Origin of the sequence: Leptospira venezuelensis, assembly GCF_002150035.1 — a bacterium.
Classification (GTDB): Bacteria; Spirochaetota; Leptospiria; order Leptospirales; family Leptospiraceae; genus Leptospira_B; species Leptospira_B venezuelensis.
Genome location: NZ_NETS01000010.1, coordinates 1,065,818 through 1,079,818, shown reverse-complemented (window position 1 = coordinate 1,079,818; position 14,001 = coordinate 1,065,818). Strand labels below are relative to the sequence as shown.

The following is a 14,001-nucleotide window of genomic DNA, read 5'->3' as shown; positions in this document are numbered from 1 at the left end:
TCTCAATAGAGACATAGCTAAGATTTAGAGGAAGAAGATGGGACTATTTAGCGCAGTTAATATCTCCGCCACTGGACTTTCCGCACAAAGACTTCGTATGGATGTGATCGGAAACAATATCGCGAACGCAACCACTACAAGGAATACTAATGGAGACGGCCCTTTCCGCAGGGACAGAGTGATCCTTACTCCTGTAAATCTTAGAACTAAATGGAAAAGTCCAGTTTATCCTTTTGGTCTTTCTCCTGGAGAAGGTAAAGGTGTGAAAGTAATGAAAATCGAGAAGGATATGAGTCCTTTACGATTAACTTATGATCCGACCCATCCTGACGCGATCCAGATCGGACCTAAAAAAGGCTATGTGGAAATGCCGAACGTAAATATAGTCACCGAAATGACGGACATGATCTCTGCTTCCAGATCCTACGAGGCAAACGTCCAGATGATCAACGGATCCAAGGCTATGTTCAATAAAGCCTTAGAGATCGGAAGAGCTTAATAGGAGAGAAGAATGAACGTAGATTTTAATTCCAAACTTTGGTACAACTATAACTCCGGATATTCCGATTCTCGCTTTCCACTTTCTCCAAAAGGAGACAAGGTTTCCGTAAAGATAGATGACCAACGTCATTACGGAGATGTGAAAGAACCTGTGGCTCCTGACTATGTTGCTGAAAGTTTTTCAGAAGCAATGAGAAACGCATTCAAATCTGTAAACGATCTACAGGTAGAAGCAGACGAACTCACTCAAAAAATGGTATATGATCCGAATAGTGTGGATGCTCACGAAGTAATGGTTGCTTCTGAAAAAGCAAGAGTAGCGCTCACATTCACTAAAACATTAGCTGATGGGGTTGTAAGAGCTTATAGAGATCTTACTTCCATGAGATAATTTTTCGAATTAGAATTTCGATTCGACTAATCTATTCCTAAAATACAATAAGACCATGCCTGAGTTGCTCGGATGGTTTTCTGACGGGATGATCCTCTTCGGAGGATTTCTTTCTTTTTTGCTCGCAATCGGAGAATTTCCTTCCGATAGAAAACATAGATTCCAAGTTTACCTTTCTCTTACTCTGGTCTCCTTAGGATTTATGCAACTTTCAGGTTCTCTTGTACTGAACCCGAATGCAGGCCAGGATCTAAACCTAAAACTTTGGAACCTTCCTCTTTTATATCTTCCCCCCACTTTTGCTTTTTTATCCCTTCTAGCTTTTTTGGAAGAAGACTTCAAATATAAGCCGGTACATACACTTTTCTTCCTTCCATTCTTACTTTGTTTGGGAGTTATTTTATTTTTTAGATTGGGAGAATATACCGGATCTTCCCCCTTTTCCGAGATCCATTGGAGTATCCAAGATCCAATTTCTGGAGCAGGGATACTTTATTTAGGAGCGGGGATTTTTTCTTTCAGTTTTGTTTTTCCGATCTTCAAGATACTTCCTCAGATCTCTGAACTAAAATTTAAGATCTTATTCGGAATCTTTGCATTAGATTGTTTGATCGTTTCTATTTTTGGAATGATAGGACTAATATTCAATCCTGTCTTTCTGAAACTGGCGCTTCTGACTGTAACACTTGCAGTCTCACTAGTATATTATATCCGCAGGAAATATTTCGATTTTCCCGAAGTTGTTCGGTCTGATCTGGCAACGTCAAAATATTCAAGGACCAGATTAGAAGGTCTCGAAATCGACCTTATATTAGAAAAACTAAACCTTCTATTCGAATTCGAAAAAATACATAGAAGAGAAGATCTATCCTTGGCAGAACTTGCAAAAGAATTGTCTCTGACCACTCACCAATTTTCAGAACTGATCAATAATAAGATCGGAAAAGGATATTTTTCTCTGATCAATCATCATCGGATAGAAGATGCAAAACAACTTTTAACTGAGACCGACAAAACTGTTTTGGAAATCGCAATGACCGTTGGATTTAATAACCGCTCTTCCTTTAATGAGGCTTTTTTGAAACTTACTCAAAAAACCCCGATTTCTTACAGAAAAATGTGTAAGCCTTTATAACGCCGGACGACCGACCTTCAGAAACAGTGTATCCTCTTCTCATCCCAAACGAGAGGACAACGATGCAAACTCATTCACTTTCAGATCAAACTGGTTCACTTATAGGTTGGATCACTAAAATTTTTCTGGCACTAAACTTAGTTGTATATGCCGGATTTACCGTAGCCTTCCTTTTCTTTCCGATTCCGCTAGCGAATACAATCGGTTATACAATCCATTCTAGCGCAGCTCTTGCTGATTTCAGGGCAATGTATTCAGGATTGTGTTTCGGTGTTGGGCTTATTGTATATTATGGTTTAGTAAAGCCAGAGTTCAAAATTCAGGCGATTCTTCTTTCAGTAGCTAGTGCAGCAGGATTGTTCGTAGCAAGACTATATACTCTATTCTTGGACGGGCCAGGAAATGAATATATCTACTTGAGCATGGCAACTGAAATTGTTTCTGTATTCTTGGGAGCTTGGCTTTTAAAAAGAAACTAAGTACACGGAACTTTTACAGAAATAAAAAAGGCGGGTGAAAGCCCGCCTTCTCATCTTAACAATCAGCTAATCTTATGGTTTGATCTTCTTGATCAATTTCAGATCCGCCTTGCTGAATACCGCAATTTCCGTTTTTCCGGAACCTTCTTCTTTACCGGTAACGTAAATTTTTTCACCAAAGAAGGTTACGTTCGAGTTCGGGCTGATCTCTTCTTCAGTTCCAGCAGTTTTCTTTAAACCTTTGTCGTAACGGCTTAAATAATATTTTCCGTTTCTTTCTTCAAAGGCATAAATCTCTTCTCCTTTGACGATCATTGGAGTTCGCCAGAATACAGAATCTCCGGACCAAACTGCAGGTTTTAATGTTTCTTGATCTATCAGTATGAGTTTGTGAGCAGCAGAGTGATCTGACTCGTAACCTACTACAAGAGCTTTTCCATCCACTACTTCAAATGTACGTCCACAAATCTTGTTAAAGTCTCCTTTGAAGATCGTATCATCCTTAGCCGGATCTAACGCGTGAAGTTCATTGCTATAATGTCCGTCAGAAGTGTACTTTAAAGTTTTAAGAAATAGAATTTTTCCACCGACAACGTTCTTGTCGAATTCTTCTTTTTTCTTCTGTTCTTCTTTAACTGTTTCTAACTCTTTTTTAGTTTCTTTCAGCTCTTGTTTGATCTCTTCCTTGGACTTATTGTCGTCGGACTTAGCTTCGGACTTTTTAGAGTCTCCGGAAGAAGAACTTTTGGAATCGGATGAAGATGAGGAAGATTTAGAATCCGATTTACGAGATTCTTCTTTTTTAGCGATATCTTTCTCTTTCTCTTTTAATTGTTGCTCTTCTTTTTTGGCCTTTTGTTGTTCTTGCTGGGCCTGTTTACGTTCTTCTTGTTTTTGAGTGATCTTTTGTTTGTTCTTAACAGGATCTTTGTTCAGTTCCTGGATCTCTCTTTCTGCATTCCTTTCTTTGCTGGAAGCATCTTCTTGTTTTTTGCGATTCTCTTCCTGCTTGTCCTTGAGTTTACGTTTTTCTTCTTCCGCCTTCTCATTTTGAAGGTCGTTCATTTTTTTCTTATCGTCTTGACCTTCTTTCTTTTTATCCAGGTCTCTGTTTACTTCTTTCTCAAGTTCGTCTGTATCCAGATCTTTTCCATCATCGGAAAGAATATTAGTTACGATAGGGATAATGATCTGGGTTTTTCCTGGCCATTCCGTATAACGTCTGCCGATACCAATCTTATCATTTTGTGCGTTCTTCACAACTTCAGCATTGTATTTACGTTTAACGTAATCTGCGCCCTTCCGATGGATCGCATTATAATAAAGTATATATGTCGCTAATGTATCCGAGTTTGCTTCAGAATATCCGAAGTTTGCTTTCACATATCCGGAAAGAATCCTTTGGATGGAGTTGATATGTCCATAATCCGCATCTTTACCTATGCTGATTAGATCTGCTCCGAATTTTTTTTCTTTCTCATCTGGAAGAATACGGATCGCGGTGATCCCATCTGCAGAAGCTGCTGATTTTGGATCCTTCTTTAATGCTTCGGATAATCCAGCACCCGTTCTTGCGTTACTTCCTTTTGTCTCCTCGTCAGCTCTTGCAGCAGACCTATTGACGAAGTTCACTTTTCCGGAAGAACGAACTTCCTTTTCTCCAAGTTTAGGCCCCTCTTGGGCGAAGATCGGAAAGCTAAAACTTCCGAGGAAGATTAGAAATACGGCCAGTCGAATCCGTGACATTATGGAACTCCTTTGAAAAACGAACCCCCCAAACTTGGGAGAGACGAATGGCTATCTTATGATTCTAGATAGGACTCTGCCAAGGATTTTTCAATTCTCTAAGAATGTTGGAACAGTAAGAAGTTGCCTCCCAAGACCTGATTTTTACCCTAACCTCATGAGCAAATTTGAGCGCCGAATCTACAATTTTTGCGCAGGTCCTGCGATGTTACCTACTCCAGTCATGGAGAAGGCAGCTTCCGAGTTTCTGAACTACCGCGGGTCCGGTATGTCCATTATGGAAGATAGCCATAGGGGAAAACTTTTTGAAGAAGTCCTAGATACTTCCCTTTCCTTGCTCCGAGAATTATTATCTGTTCCTGAAAATTACGAAATTATGTTTCTTTCCGGAGGAGCTAGCCTCCACTTCTCCGCCCTACCCTTAAATCTTCTGAAAGATGGAGAGTCCGCTGACTTTGCAGTCACTGGTATCTGGGCAAAGAAGGCTATGGAAGAAGCACTTAGATTCAATCCGGTCAAAAAAATTTATGATGGAGAAGATCATAAGTATACAGAATCTCCGGAACTGAATGACTCAATGGTAAATCCTGGAGCGGCATATGTGTATATCACTTCTAATAATACTTTATTAGGAACTCGTTATGTAACACTTCCGACGATCACTAAGGCTCCTCTAATCGCGGACATGACTTCTGAAATTCTTTCTAGAAAGATAGATGTGAGTAAGTTCGGTGCAATTTTTGCGGGAGCACAAAAGAATATCGGACCATCCGGTTTAAGTGTTCTGATTATCCGCAAAGATTTACTAGGACGTTCCGGCAGAACTGTTCCTATACTCATGGATTATGCACTCACTGCAAAAAACAAATCCATGTATAATACTCCTCCTACATATTCTATTTATATGGCCAAACTTGTATTCGAATGGTTAAAGGATCTAGGCGGAGTGGAGAAGATCGAAAAGATCAATGAGGAGAAGGCCAAAATTTTATACGATTATTTGGAAACCACTTCCTTTTATAATGCTCCGGTAAAACCGAATTCAAGATCCGTAATGAATGTTGTCTTTACTATTCATGACAAAAATTTAGAATCTAAGTTTTTAGCTGGAGCAGAAGAAAAAGGACTCCATGGTTTAGAAGGTCACAGACTGGTCGGCGGCCTGAGAGCTTCTATCTATAATTCCATGCCAAAAGAGGGAGTAATTTCCTTAGTAGAATACATGAAGGAATTTGAGAAGAAGTCCTAAATCTTCTGAAAGAATAGAATGAAACACATTCTTCTGATTCTAATATTTCTATGCGCAGGTATCGTTCAGATGCCTGCTTCTCCTTTATTCTTTCCTACAAAACTGAAGATAAGCCATTGCCTATCTCAGGGCGTAAATCATAAAGAATTAAAGGAATTTTATACTTCTAAACTTTCTCCGGACGAAAGAACTAAGATTGCAGAAAATCTTGCCTTACAAGAAGCAAAATCTGCTTACCAAAGTATAGAATGTATTCGTATGTCCGGACTGACTAAAGAAGAACAAGTGACCTTACTCGCTGACCATTCTCATCATAGAGAAACTAAAGAACTTATGTTTTCTTATTATGAAAACTTTTTGCTCTCAGACGAAAAGACGATCCGTCTATCCGCCTTCGAAGAGAAAAACCTGCGCAGCTTTATAGAGGCGAAAAAAGAACTCTTAACAAGATTGCACCAGGCAGAGGTTCAATCCTTATCAGAAAAACTTCTACCCATATCTACTTTCCAAAACACCTATATGGCCCTCTTCTTCCAACATTGGGAATTCTACCAGACCGCTCCCGATTTCCTGAAAGAAGGACTCTTCGATTAAGAAACTTTTCCTTATTTTCCGATCCTAGTTGTAAATTGCTTGAATCGGAGAATTCGCGTAGGTACGGTACCTTTAGAACATGAAAAAAATTGGCATCGCTTCCGATCACGGTGGATTCGAACTTAAAGAATTCCTTCGCAAAGAATTAGCGGACTCGATTGAGATCTTGGACTTAGGAGTTAAGGACGAGACCTCTGTGGATTATCCTTTAGTAATTGCAGACGCCTGCAAAAAAGTACTCTCTAAAGAAGTGGATGGACTGATCGCACTTTGTGGAACAGGTATCGGAGCATCTATCGCAGCAAACCGTCATAAGGGAATTAGAGCTGCTCTTTGCCATGACGAATTCACTGCAGAAATGTCTCGCCGTCATAACAATGCAAACGTATTGGTATTAGGCGGAAGAGTTTTAGGCAAAGAACTTGCGACCCGCATCGCTCAGAAATGGCTGAATACTTCCTTCGAAGCTGGACGTCATGAAAGAAGGGTGGGTCAGTTAGACACCATCGTTTAATAAGCGGAATACCTTTTTAAAAAATGCGAAACAAGATCCTTTATCCGGTCTATCTCTTAGGTTTGGTCGGTCTTGTTTCTTTTTTCTCCGGCTCTATTTCAGCCGAATCCAATTCATTCTCTCTAAGTGCATTCGTTCTTAAATATGTCCGTTTGGGAAGTACCGAAAACGGAGCTCCTAAATTAGAATTAAGCCCACGTGACAGGAAAGAAGGTTCAGATCTATTCTTAGATTTTGAGGAGAAGGAAGCAGCTGACCTGAACGATAAGGCCGGTGGCTACAGAATATTATCTTCTTCTTATCTTCCTGATGCAGCAAAAGCACATTCTGGAAAAAGGTCTGCAGGTTTCGTAGGCAAACGTTCAGGGATCAAAGTTTCTGGAAAAACCAAAGGAATTCTCACAAGTCCGGACATCAAAGAAGAATTTTATATCTCCTTCTTCTTATTACCTGGAAACTTAGATAAGGAAGCAATCTTACTTTCTAAAGACTTATATACCAGAGGAAAGAAGTATGGTTGGGACCTCAGAATTAAAGACGAGATACCAATATTAGAATTTCGTAACTTTTTCCAAAAAGCTGACAAAACACATCTTTCTCTTAAACTTGCAGGAAATTCAAGACTTTCCAGATCGGATTGGAATCATTTTATCATTCATTTCAGACCCGCTCAAAGAGAGATCGTATTCTATATTAATGGAAAAGAAACAGATAGAGCTTCTGTTTCATCGAAAGAACCTATTATCCGAATTGGTTTTCATCCAGAAGACAGCACACCCTTTAAAATTGGAGAAAGTTTTTACGGATGGTTGGATGATTTTTTAGTCTCCAAAGGAAGCCCTGATCCGGAAGTTTTATCCACTCAGTACGATGGACAAAAATACGATCCTTCTTCCTTTACAGCGGATGCAAAATTCGGAACAGCAATATCTCCTGTTTATAAAACTAAATTTTCTAATTCTTTACCTGAAGCCGTGTTATTTAAAGCAAATGTTCCTAATTCTTCGGTATTAGAATTATATTTTAGATCTTCTCCTAAAATTTTCTCCAAAACAGAAGAATACCCAGCTTGGAAATCGATCGATCTCAGAAAGATAGAAGAAGAATTCAAAGAAGACGATCCCTACAGAGAAACGGAAGAAGAAAGTTCTCCTAAAGGAAAATCTTCCACCTATCGGATCCCATTGGATAAGGTTTGGGGAAACAAACTTTCCTATTTCAAATATTACCAGGTAAAGGTAAAATTTAAAACCGATTCAGGATCTAAGTCCAGTCCTGAATTAGAAGCATTAACATTTTCTTATAGAGAGACTATTCCACCGGTCAGGCCTGCCGGTTTAAAAATAGTAAATTTTGACGATTACGATCCTGAGGCTCAAGGCCCTCGAGTTTGTTTGAGTTGGACCCAAAATCCGGAAAAGAATGTACAACAAAAAGGCGGCTATGTAATCCACTACGGAGTAGGTCCGAATCGTATGGTGGGGATCTTGAAAGGTACTAGCAAAGAACTAGCAAAAGGAAAAATGCCAGTTTTAACCACCAAGGGAAAAACCAAACATCCTATGAGCGAATATTTGGATCCAATCTTGGGCGATGATTCCAGCTGTCCTAAACGTAATGATATGAGTGGTCCTAAACTTTGTCAGTGTATTGACAATCGACTCATTTCTTTGAACGCGGAAAAACCTGAAGAAAACGATGATGAGGACGAAAGTCCGAAACCAAAAAAGAAAAAATCAAAACCTCGCAAGGATCCTTACGATAAAAAACTTTTATTTTTCCAAAAGGGACTAACGTATTATTTCAAAGTTGCAGCTTATAATTCAGTATACGATCCGGAGAATGGACCGGATCAACTCAGTCCCTTAAGCGACTCCGTCGAGGTCTATTTCCTGAGCGAGTAGGATCTTTACAAGATTCTGCTCTTTCCATTTAGGATCCGTACACAAGATCCCATCCAGATCCGCCAAAGAAGCGGTAGCAATCTCCAACCATTCTCTCCATTCTAAGTTCTTAGAAGAAGAAAGTCGTAATGCGAGGGAGATCTCTTCTTTTCTTATGGCAAGGAAATCCAAGAATAGATTTTTAGATTGGGTCCAGATGATCTCTCTGGTCAAAGGATCAGATTCTTTTTCAAGAACAGCTTCCAAACTTGGAAGAGCTAAAACGAAAATATGATTTTTTTTGGTAAGTGATTCGATTGCATTCGATACATATCGACGAGAAGGGGAATTTCCGAGTACCAATTCCTTAAAACAATCAGAAGAGACTAATAATTTCAAATTTTCCCTTCCGGATAAATTTTGGATAATTCTCTCAAAGCTTCTAATCTCTGATAAGAATCTGACTTAAAAATTTCGTTCCTAAAACAAGAGCGAAGTAACTCTGAAGCGGAGAGATCTCTTTTCTCTGCTTCGGTCCTCAATAATTCGAATTCTTCCTCAGTGAGGAGCATCTGAAATCTTCTTTCGACACGTGCCATTACTCCTCTTCTTTCAGTTCCTTTTCGTTTTTCAAGTAGGTTCCATAATAAATTTGAGAATCTAGTATCTGCCCCAAGCTTTCATAAATGGCAGCGATATTATAATTTGCCTGGTTTAAACGAAAATCATGCTTAAAAGACTTCTTAAATAGCTGGATGGCCCGATCTTCCCTTCCTGCATACCATTCGGACATGGCCCATAAAAAGGTCCATTTTCCCAAATCTGGATCTCTTGGACTTACCTTTCCTAAATAACCTACATTCTCTTCGAAAAGGCTCGCCGCTCTAAGATAATTGTCACGTATCCTTCGGACCTTCTCCATTCTAGAAAACACATCTTCTGAATGACCTGGCAATTCTAAGTCCGCTCTCCAAAAAAGTGCTCGAGCAAGATATAACTTATAAATCAACTCGTTCGGATTTTTTTTAACATACTCTTCTAAGAAAGGAAGGCTCTCTGCTTCTTTTCCACTTTGATGAAGAAGTAAAACTTTTTGTTTTGCAGCTTTATTCCATTCTCTTCTATTTTCTTCTTGGGGGTAAGAAGAAGTTACACTAACACATAACAAAAGGATACAGCAGAGGGTGCGCATTTCAGATTAGATTATAGCCAATTTAGAAATATTTTTTAAATATATGTGTATAGATTTTTGCCATTTTCCGGATAAGGAAGTGGAGTGATCTTATATTCTTTTCCTATCGAATCCAAGATCATTTTCAGTTCGGATTCTCTTTCTTCTCTAGACAAAACAAAAATTTCAGAAGGAGAGACCCCGAATCCGTAATCTTCCGATCCAAGCCTAGGTTGGATTTCCTCAAGGACATCTTTTCTCCATTTGTCTATGGAAGAATAATCTAAGTCACCTGTACATTTAATCTTATACAAATTACATCTGCTTCTTTCACCATGGGTTGCCCAACGTAGAAGCAAGAATTGTATTTGGACCAAATCTCGTTTGTCCTGGATAGCATGTGAAGCTTGCTCGATTTCCAATTGTAAAAATGCATCTTCTACCGGTTCGATAGAATTTTCTACATTCTCCCTAATCTGATCCGCTAAATCATTATTAGGTGGATCTGGGAACATTAAGAAGAATCTGAAATCTAAACCGCATCGGAAAAGTGAGAAGGAAACAATCCTCATCACTCCATCCAAATCAGCCGAATCAAATTTTTTACGGAAGAAATGATCATTACGTCTTTCTTCAGTAACGTCTATGATAGAAACATCTCCCGCTTCTTTTCCCAAGAACTGATCACCATATAAGAAGATCATGTTCTGTCGGCTATAAGGTTGTAAACCATAGGAAACAACAGGAAGATAAGCTCCTCTTCTTCTATCATAAAAATGAATACTAAAAGATTTCAAGTGGAGAGAAGAGAAGATAGTAAGATAATATTTCAATAACGAAGATATCGGAGTATCTAAACCTTGATGGATCTCATCTAAAACTTCTAGGATTTTTCGTTTTTCACGAATAGGTTGTTTGTCCAACCACTCTCTGAATTTTTCAGAAAGAGGAAGTTCTTCGTTCGGATCTGTTTTACGAATTCCCCACCAAGCCCTTGCCCAAAGGAAGAATCTAGACTTATGTTGAGGAGCAAGACCTCTTGCTGCTTTCAAACCGATCTCTGCGAGTCCAGTCACTCTCAATGCTTTAGCTAAAAGTCCTGAATCCTTAGGACGATCTGAAATTTCTATCCGAGGAATTTCAGGGGAAGTGGATTTGACCTTATCCACAAGTCTTGCAAGTTCATCTGTAAAGATAGAATCTCTCTTTTTTTGAAGAGCTTCCGGCATTTCCACAACGGATACAGCGGAAGGAGCAGATGCCACCTCTCTTTCGACATGAATTGGCTCTCTCTTCTCCCTTAAAAACTTAGGAGTTAAAAATGAATCCCCAGGTAAATCAAAAGGTAAAACATAAAATGTGCCGCTTGCATTAGGTTTAGTTTCCAAAACAGGAGGAATGGTTACCATTTCGGGAATATCATTTAACTCTGGCAATTTTACCGTTTCTACCTGTTTAAAATTAGTTTCTTCGATTCTTTGAGAAAGAGTTTGGATGAGATTAGACACATCTGATTTTGCGTAAGCAGAAGAAGATTTATTTTTTCTAACAAGCAGAATGCAAACATCGAGCAGAAATAAAAACCCAAAAAACACTGGGAATAATATTAGAAAAATATTACGTTCATAAGGAACTAACAGTAAGATCCCTTGGATAAAACCTATCTTATCTTCCGGATAGAAAGCGTAATAGGCCCTGTATAATTTATCCCCTAAACGAATTTCTCTGAAGTCGTTTCCGACGTCCTTCATGGACTTCAAAACTTCTTCTGAAACTTTTCTTGGATCAGTCTTGTCTCCATTTTCTTCCCAGTCTCGGAAGGTGCCAAGTCTTGGTTCTGGAACAAAATATTCTATTTTATCATCTAAGGAAATTTTGAATTTTTCTTTGTCGAGTACGGCGAGAACTGCAGTTGACTTTGTATATAATGGAACAAAGAGTACAGGCTCATTTTCTAAAGAAAGAAAGCGACTGGTCTTACCTTCCCAGGCTTGGGACAATAAATATCTTTCTTTATCACCTGAAAATTCCAAGTTCGGAGTATTTTTAAGACTCGGATCCCAAGACAAAAAATTTCGAACAGGAAGGAATAGATTATTCGCATCCAATTCTTCTGGATCTGATTCTCTGATCTTTTTTTCTAACTCTAGTATCTCTTTATTAAAGGAAGAAAATACTGAATCCAATCTAGACTTATAAAAAATCCCTGAAGGAAAATATGGCTCTAAAAGGAGCACCGAGACGGAAAATATAAACGATAAAGCAAGTATAAGTCTGAATTTAAAGCCGATCATTTTGTCTTTTCCCTAAATTGTCCGAGCAAACGAACCAGCTCGGTTTTCACTTGGATCACTTCTTCTCTTTCAGAAAAACGATTCTCTGTTCGGATCGTGAATAATATTTTAGAAGCAAGTATCCCGCAAATCAAAGCGATTAAAGAAATTCCGAAAGCACTTAAGATCAATAGTAACTCTTCTGCTCTTGTCTTTCTAGGTTGTGATAGAAAAATTTCTAGATCACCTTCGATTGTTTTTTCCCAAACAGGACGGATTAAAAAATTCTGAGGTTTTGAATTTTTATCCAGCAACGCATGTATCATTGCCTTTGATTCTTCCGAGTTAGAAACTTCGATACCAGGAAGTAATGTACTGTCTGGACTCAAATTTGTTTCTAGGAGCTCTGAATCTTCTTCCTTCTTTTTGTATACCCAATATAAGATCCCTTCTGAAAAGTCCCGAGGCAAAAATGATTTTTTAGAACCACTTGCTTCTTGAACAATCCGATCCCCATCTTCCTTCAGGATTTGAAGATAAAGATCTCCGGAGGAATTTCTATATAACAAAAACCCATCGGTATCTTCTAACCAGCTAGCTACAGGCAACTGCATTCCGAGTAGTCTTAGCCCTTTATGAAATCCAGGCCCCTTTGGATCGGAAGAATACATTGTTCTATAATTATAATCATAAATGCGGATCTGTTTTAATTGAATGGAAGAGATAAAGTGTTTTCCTAAAACTTCTGCATCTTTGTCGGTCTCAGGCTTAGGAAATTCTCTCATTAAATATTCGAACCTATAACCCAAGTCATAATACTTGTTCTGAAATCTATCTAGGATAGAGTCTAGGAAAGATTCCTTTTTCAGTTTAGGGTACAAACTAAGAATTTGGATAGGAGAGAAGAAAACTGCATCCTTCCAAGCACTGGGAAAAAAAGGGATGGAAATCAATACGATACATAGCAGTATCAGAGATAGAATTTGAGATCTTTTGCTATGTTTGCGCGGGTTCACCTTTCTAGTATCGGCGATTCTATCATAAAGAATCAGTCTAATTCGATAGGATAATCGATACTTCTCGGGCCAATTAAATGATATTTTATGTATTTATAGACGGGATAGGCTTTGGGGAAAACAATCCGGATAAAAATCCGTTCTCGAAATATGCGAAGGGGATTTTTCTACCTTTAGGCGGCAAGTCGATCCCTGAAGATTCTCCATCCCGCATAAAAGACCTCACCTATCTAAAAACTGATGCGAGCATGGGGATTAAAGGACTTCCCCAAAGCGCAACTGGACAAACTTCTCTTTGGACTGGGATAAATGCCTGCCAGGTATTAAACCGCCATATGAGTGGATTTCCTACATTCACTTTAAAACGTATCATTGCTAAATATTCAATTATTCGCATTCTAGAAGAGAACGGATTTAAAGCAGACTTGCTGAACTGTTACACTCCAGGATTTACTGAACATATAAAAAAACATCCAAGACATGTATCTGCTTCTACTCTCATCCAAATGGCAGCAGACAAACCGCTAAAAGATATGGATGACCTGAGAGATGGAAAAGGTCTCTACATGGATATCAGTCGTGATTTCCTCAGAAAATTCGGAAAAGATTTTATAGATAAGGATGACCCAGTTTTAGAGATTCAAGATCCGTACAAAACTGGAAATGATATTATTCCTGCAATGAAAGACCATACTTTATGTATCTATGAATACTTTATTACAGATAAAGTAGGTCATAAGATGAATTGGAAAGGAGCTGAAAAGTGTATCTCCGACTTAGAGCACTTTTTGTTAGGAGTTATAGATGCGATGGATCCGGAACAGGACCAACTCATTGTAACTTCCGATCATGGAAACTTAGAAGATCTCACTGTCGATGTTCATACCGTAAACCCAGTGCCGACCATTCTTTACGGTAAATACACTGAACAAATGAAAGATAAAATCCACGCCTTAAAAGATATCCCTCATGCAATCTACGATTGTTTAGGGGTGCAGATCCAAATGTCCGAACAGGAATTTGTTCAGACATCCACTAATTAAAATTTC

15 protein-coding genes are annotated in these 14,001 nt (G+C 38.7%); 9 read left to right on the top strand and 6 right to left on the bottom strand.

Translation table 11 applies throughout. From position 1 onward, the window contains the following. Positions 1–37: 37 nt before the first annotated feature. The 4 genes from flgC (at position 38) to B1C82_RS12225 (ending at position 2,506) form a co-directional block, all read left to right on the top strand. Positions 38–499, top strand: a complete 462-nt coding sequence (gene flgC, locus B1C82_RS12240; RefSeq protein WP_008594730.1) for a flagellar basal body rod protein FlgC — start codon at positions 38–40, stop codon at positions 497–499. Between the two features lie 12 nt (positions 500–511). Beyond that, positions 512–892: a flagellar hook-basal body complex protein FliE gene (gene fliE / locus B1C82_RS12235; RefSeq protein ID WP_086447832.1), complete on the top strand. Its 381-nt coding sequence runs from the start codon at positions 512–514 to the stop codon at positions 890–892. A 55-nt stretch (positions 893–947) separates the two neighbouring features. Next, positions 948–2,027 (top strand): helix-turn-helix domain-containing protein, encoded by a 1,080-nt coding sequence (locus tag B1C82_RS12230; protein ID WP_086447831.1) that lies wholly within the window; start codon positions 948–950, stop codon positions 2,025–2,027. A gap of 62 nt (positions 2,028–2,089) precedes the next feature. Continuing rightward, positions 2,090–2,506, top strand: coding sequence for a DUF4345 family protein (locus tag B1C82_RS12225; protein ID WP_199775759.1), 417 nt, complete (start codon positions 2,090–2,092; stop codon positions 2,504–2,506). Positions 2,507–2,578: 72 nt separating this feature from the next. On the opposite strand, the gene B1C82_RS12220 is transcribed toward B1C82_RS12225, so the two are convergent. Further along, positions 2,579–4,252 (bottom strand): P83/100 family protein, encoded by a 1,674-nt coding sequence (locus tag B1C82_RS12220; RefSeq protein WP_086447829.1) that lies wholly within the window; start codon positions 4,250–4,252, stop codon positions 2,579–2,581. Positions 4,253–4,409: 157 nt separating this feature from the next. On the opposite strand from B1C82_RS12220, the gene serC reads away from it, so the two are divergent. The 4 genes from serC (at position 4,410) to B1C82_RS12200 (ending at position 8,513) form a co-directional block, all read left to right on the top strand. Then, positions 4,410–5,501 (top strand): 3-phosphoserine/phosphohydroxythreonine transaminase, encoded by a 1,092-nt coding sequence (serC, locus tag B1C82_RS12215; protein ID WP_086448590.1) that lies wholly within the window; start codon positions 4,410–4,412, stop codon positions 5,499–5,501. 18 nt (positions 5,502–5,519) lie between these two features. Beyond that, on the top strand, positions 5,520–6,095 hold the full coding sequence (locus tag B1C82_RS12210; protein WP_086447828.1) for a hypothetical protein: 576 nt from the start codon (positions 5,520–5,522) through the stop codon (positions 6,093–6,095). Between the two features lie 79 nt (positions 6,096–6,174). Then, complete coding sequence (rpiB, locus tag B1C82_RS12205) at positions 6,175–6,609, top strand: ribose 5-phosphate isomerase B (protein ID WP_086447827.1); 435 nt, start codon at positions 6,175–6,177, stop codon at positions 6,607–6,609. 23 nt (positions 6,610–6,632) lie between these two features. Continuing rightward, positions 6,633–8,513: a hypothetical protein gene (locus tag B1C82_RS12200; protein WP_086447826.1), complete on the top strand. Its 1,881-nt coding sequence runs from the start codon at positions 6,633–6,635 to the stop codon at positions 8,511–8,513. On the opposite strand, the gene B1C82_RS12195 is transcribed toward B1C82_RS12200, so the two are convergent. From B1C82_RS12195 to B1C82_RS12175, 5 genes are read right to left on the bottom strand one after another with little or no spacing between them, the layout of a single operon-like run. Beyond that, the gene (locus B1C82_RS12195; protein WP_086447825.1) at positions 8,475–8,891 is read right to left on the bottom strand and encodes a hypothetical protein; all 417 of its coding nucleotides are present in this window, start codon (positions 8,889–8,891) and stop codon (positions 8,475–8,477) included. The two genes, B1C82_RS12200 and B1C82_RS12195, sit on opposite strands and share 39 nt — an antisense overlap. After that, positions 8,888–9,091 carry a CopG family transcriptional regulator gene (locus B1C82_RS12190; protein ID WP_167373760.1) on the bottom strand — a complete coding sequence of 68 codons (204 nt, stop codon included), beginning with the start codon at positions 9,089–9,091 and terminating at the stop codon, positions 8,888–8,890. Before B1C82_RS12190 ends, B1C82_RS12195 begins: the two co-directional genes overlap by 4 nt. After that, positions 9,091–9,684, bottom strand: coding sequence for a tetratricopeptide repeat protein (locus B1C82_RS12185; RefSeq protein ID WP_086447824.1), 594 nt, complete (start codon positions 9,682–9,684; stop codon positions 9,091–9,093). The genes B1C82_RS12190 and B1C82_RS12185 overlap by 1 nt, the downstream gene beginning before the upstream one ends. 35 nt (positions 9,685–9,719) lie before the next feature. After that, complete coding sequence (locus B1C82_RS12180) at positions 9,720–11,957, bottom strand: hypothetical protein (protein ID WP_086447823.1); 2,238 nt, start codon at positions 11,955–11,957, stop codon at positions 9,720–9,722. Continuing rightward, on the bottom strand, positions 11,954–12,889 hold the full coding sequence (locus B1C82_RS12175; RefSeq protein ID WP_086447822.1) for a hypothetical protein: 936 nt from the start codon (positions 12,887–12,889) through the stop codon (positions 11,954–11,956). The genes B1C82_RS12180 and B1C82_RS12175 overlap by 4 nt, the downstream gene beginning before the upstream one ends. Positions 12,890–13,029: 140 nt before the next feature. Between B1C82_RS12175 and B1C82_RS12170 the strand changes: the two genes are divergently transcribed. Beyond that, positions 13,030–13,995 carry a metalloenzyme gene (locus B1C82_RS12170; protein WP_086447821.1) on the top strand — a complete coding sequence of 322 codons (966 nt, stop codon included), beginning with the start codon at positions 13,030–13,032 and terminating at the stop codon, positions 13,993–13,995. Positions 13,996–14,001 lie beyond the last annotated feature (6 nt).

What these genes read in the sequence shown, in the direction of transcription:
- B1C82_RS12180 (WP_086447823.1), bottom strand. Translation starts at nt 11,957, where the DNA reads ATGATCGGCTTTAAATTCAGACTTATACTTGCTTTATCGTTTATATTT.
- B1C82_RS12170 (WP_086447821.1), top strand. Translation starts at nt 13,030, where the DNA reads ATGATATTTTATGTATTTATAGACGGGATAGGCTTTGGGGAAAACAAT.
- fliE (WP_086447832.1), top strand. Translation starts at nt 512, where the DNA reads ATGAACGTAGATTTTAATTCCAAACTTTGGTACAACTATAACTCCGGA.
- rpiB (WP_086447827.1), top strand. Translation starts at nt 6,175, where the DNA reads ATGAAAAAAATTGGCATCGCTTCCGATCACGGTGGATTCGAACTTAAA.
- flgC (WP_008594730.1), top strand. Translation starts at nt 38, where the DNA reads ATGGGACTATTTAGCGCAGTTAATATCTCCGCCACTGGACTTTCCGCA.
- B1C82_RS12190 (WP_167373760.1), bottom strand. Translation starts at nt 9,091, where the DNA reads ATGGCACGTGTCGAAAGAAGATTTCAGATGCTCCTCACTGAGGAAGAA.
- B1C82_RS12200 (WP_086447826.1), top strand. Translation starts at nt 6,633, where the DNA reads ATGCGAAACAAGATCCTTTATCCGGTCTATCTCTTAGGTTTGGTCGGT.
- B1C82_RS12210 (WP_086447828.1), top strand. Translation starts at nt 5,520, where the DNA reads ATGAAACACATTCTTCTGATTCTAATATTTCTATGCGCAGGTATCGTT.
- B1C82_RS12225 (WP_199775759.1), top strand. Translation starts at nt 2,090, where the DNA reads ATGCAAACTCATTCACTTTCAGATCAAACTGGTTCACTTATAGGTTGG.
- serC (WP_086448590.1), top strand. Translation starts at nt 4,410, where the DNA reads ATGAGCAAATTTGAGCGCCGAATCTACAATTTTTGCGCAGGTCCTGCG.
- B1C82_RS12230 (WP_086447831.1), top strand. Translation starts at nt 948, where the DNA reads ATGCCTGAGTTGCTCGGATGGTTTTCTGACGGGATGATCCTCTTCGGA.
- B1C82_RS12185 (WP_086447824.1), bottom strand. Translation starts at nt 9,684, where the DNA reads ATGCGCACCCTCTGCTGTATCCTTTTGTTATGTGTTAGTGTAACTTCT.
- B1C82_RS12220 (WP_086447829.1), bottom strand. Translation starts at nt 4,252, where the DNA reads ATGTCACGGATTCGACTGGCCGTATTTCTAATCTTCCTCGGAAGTTTT.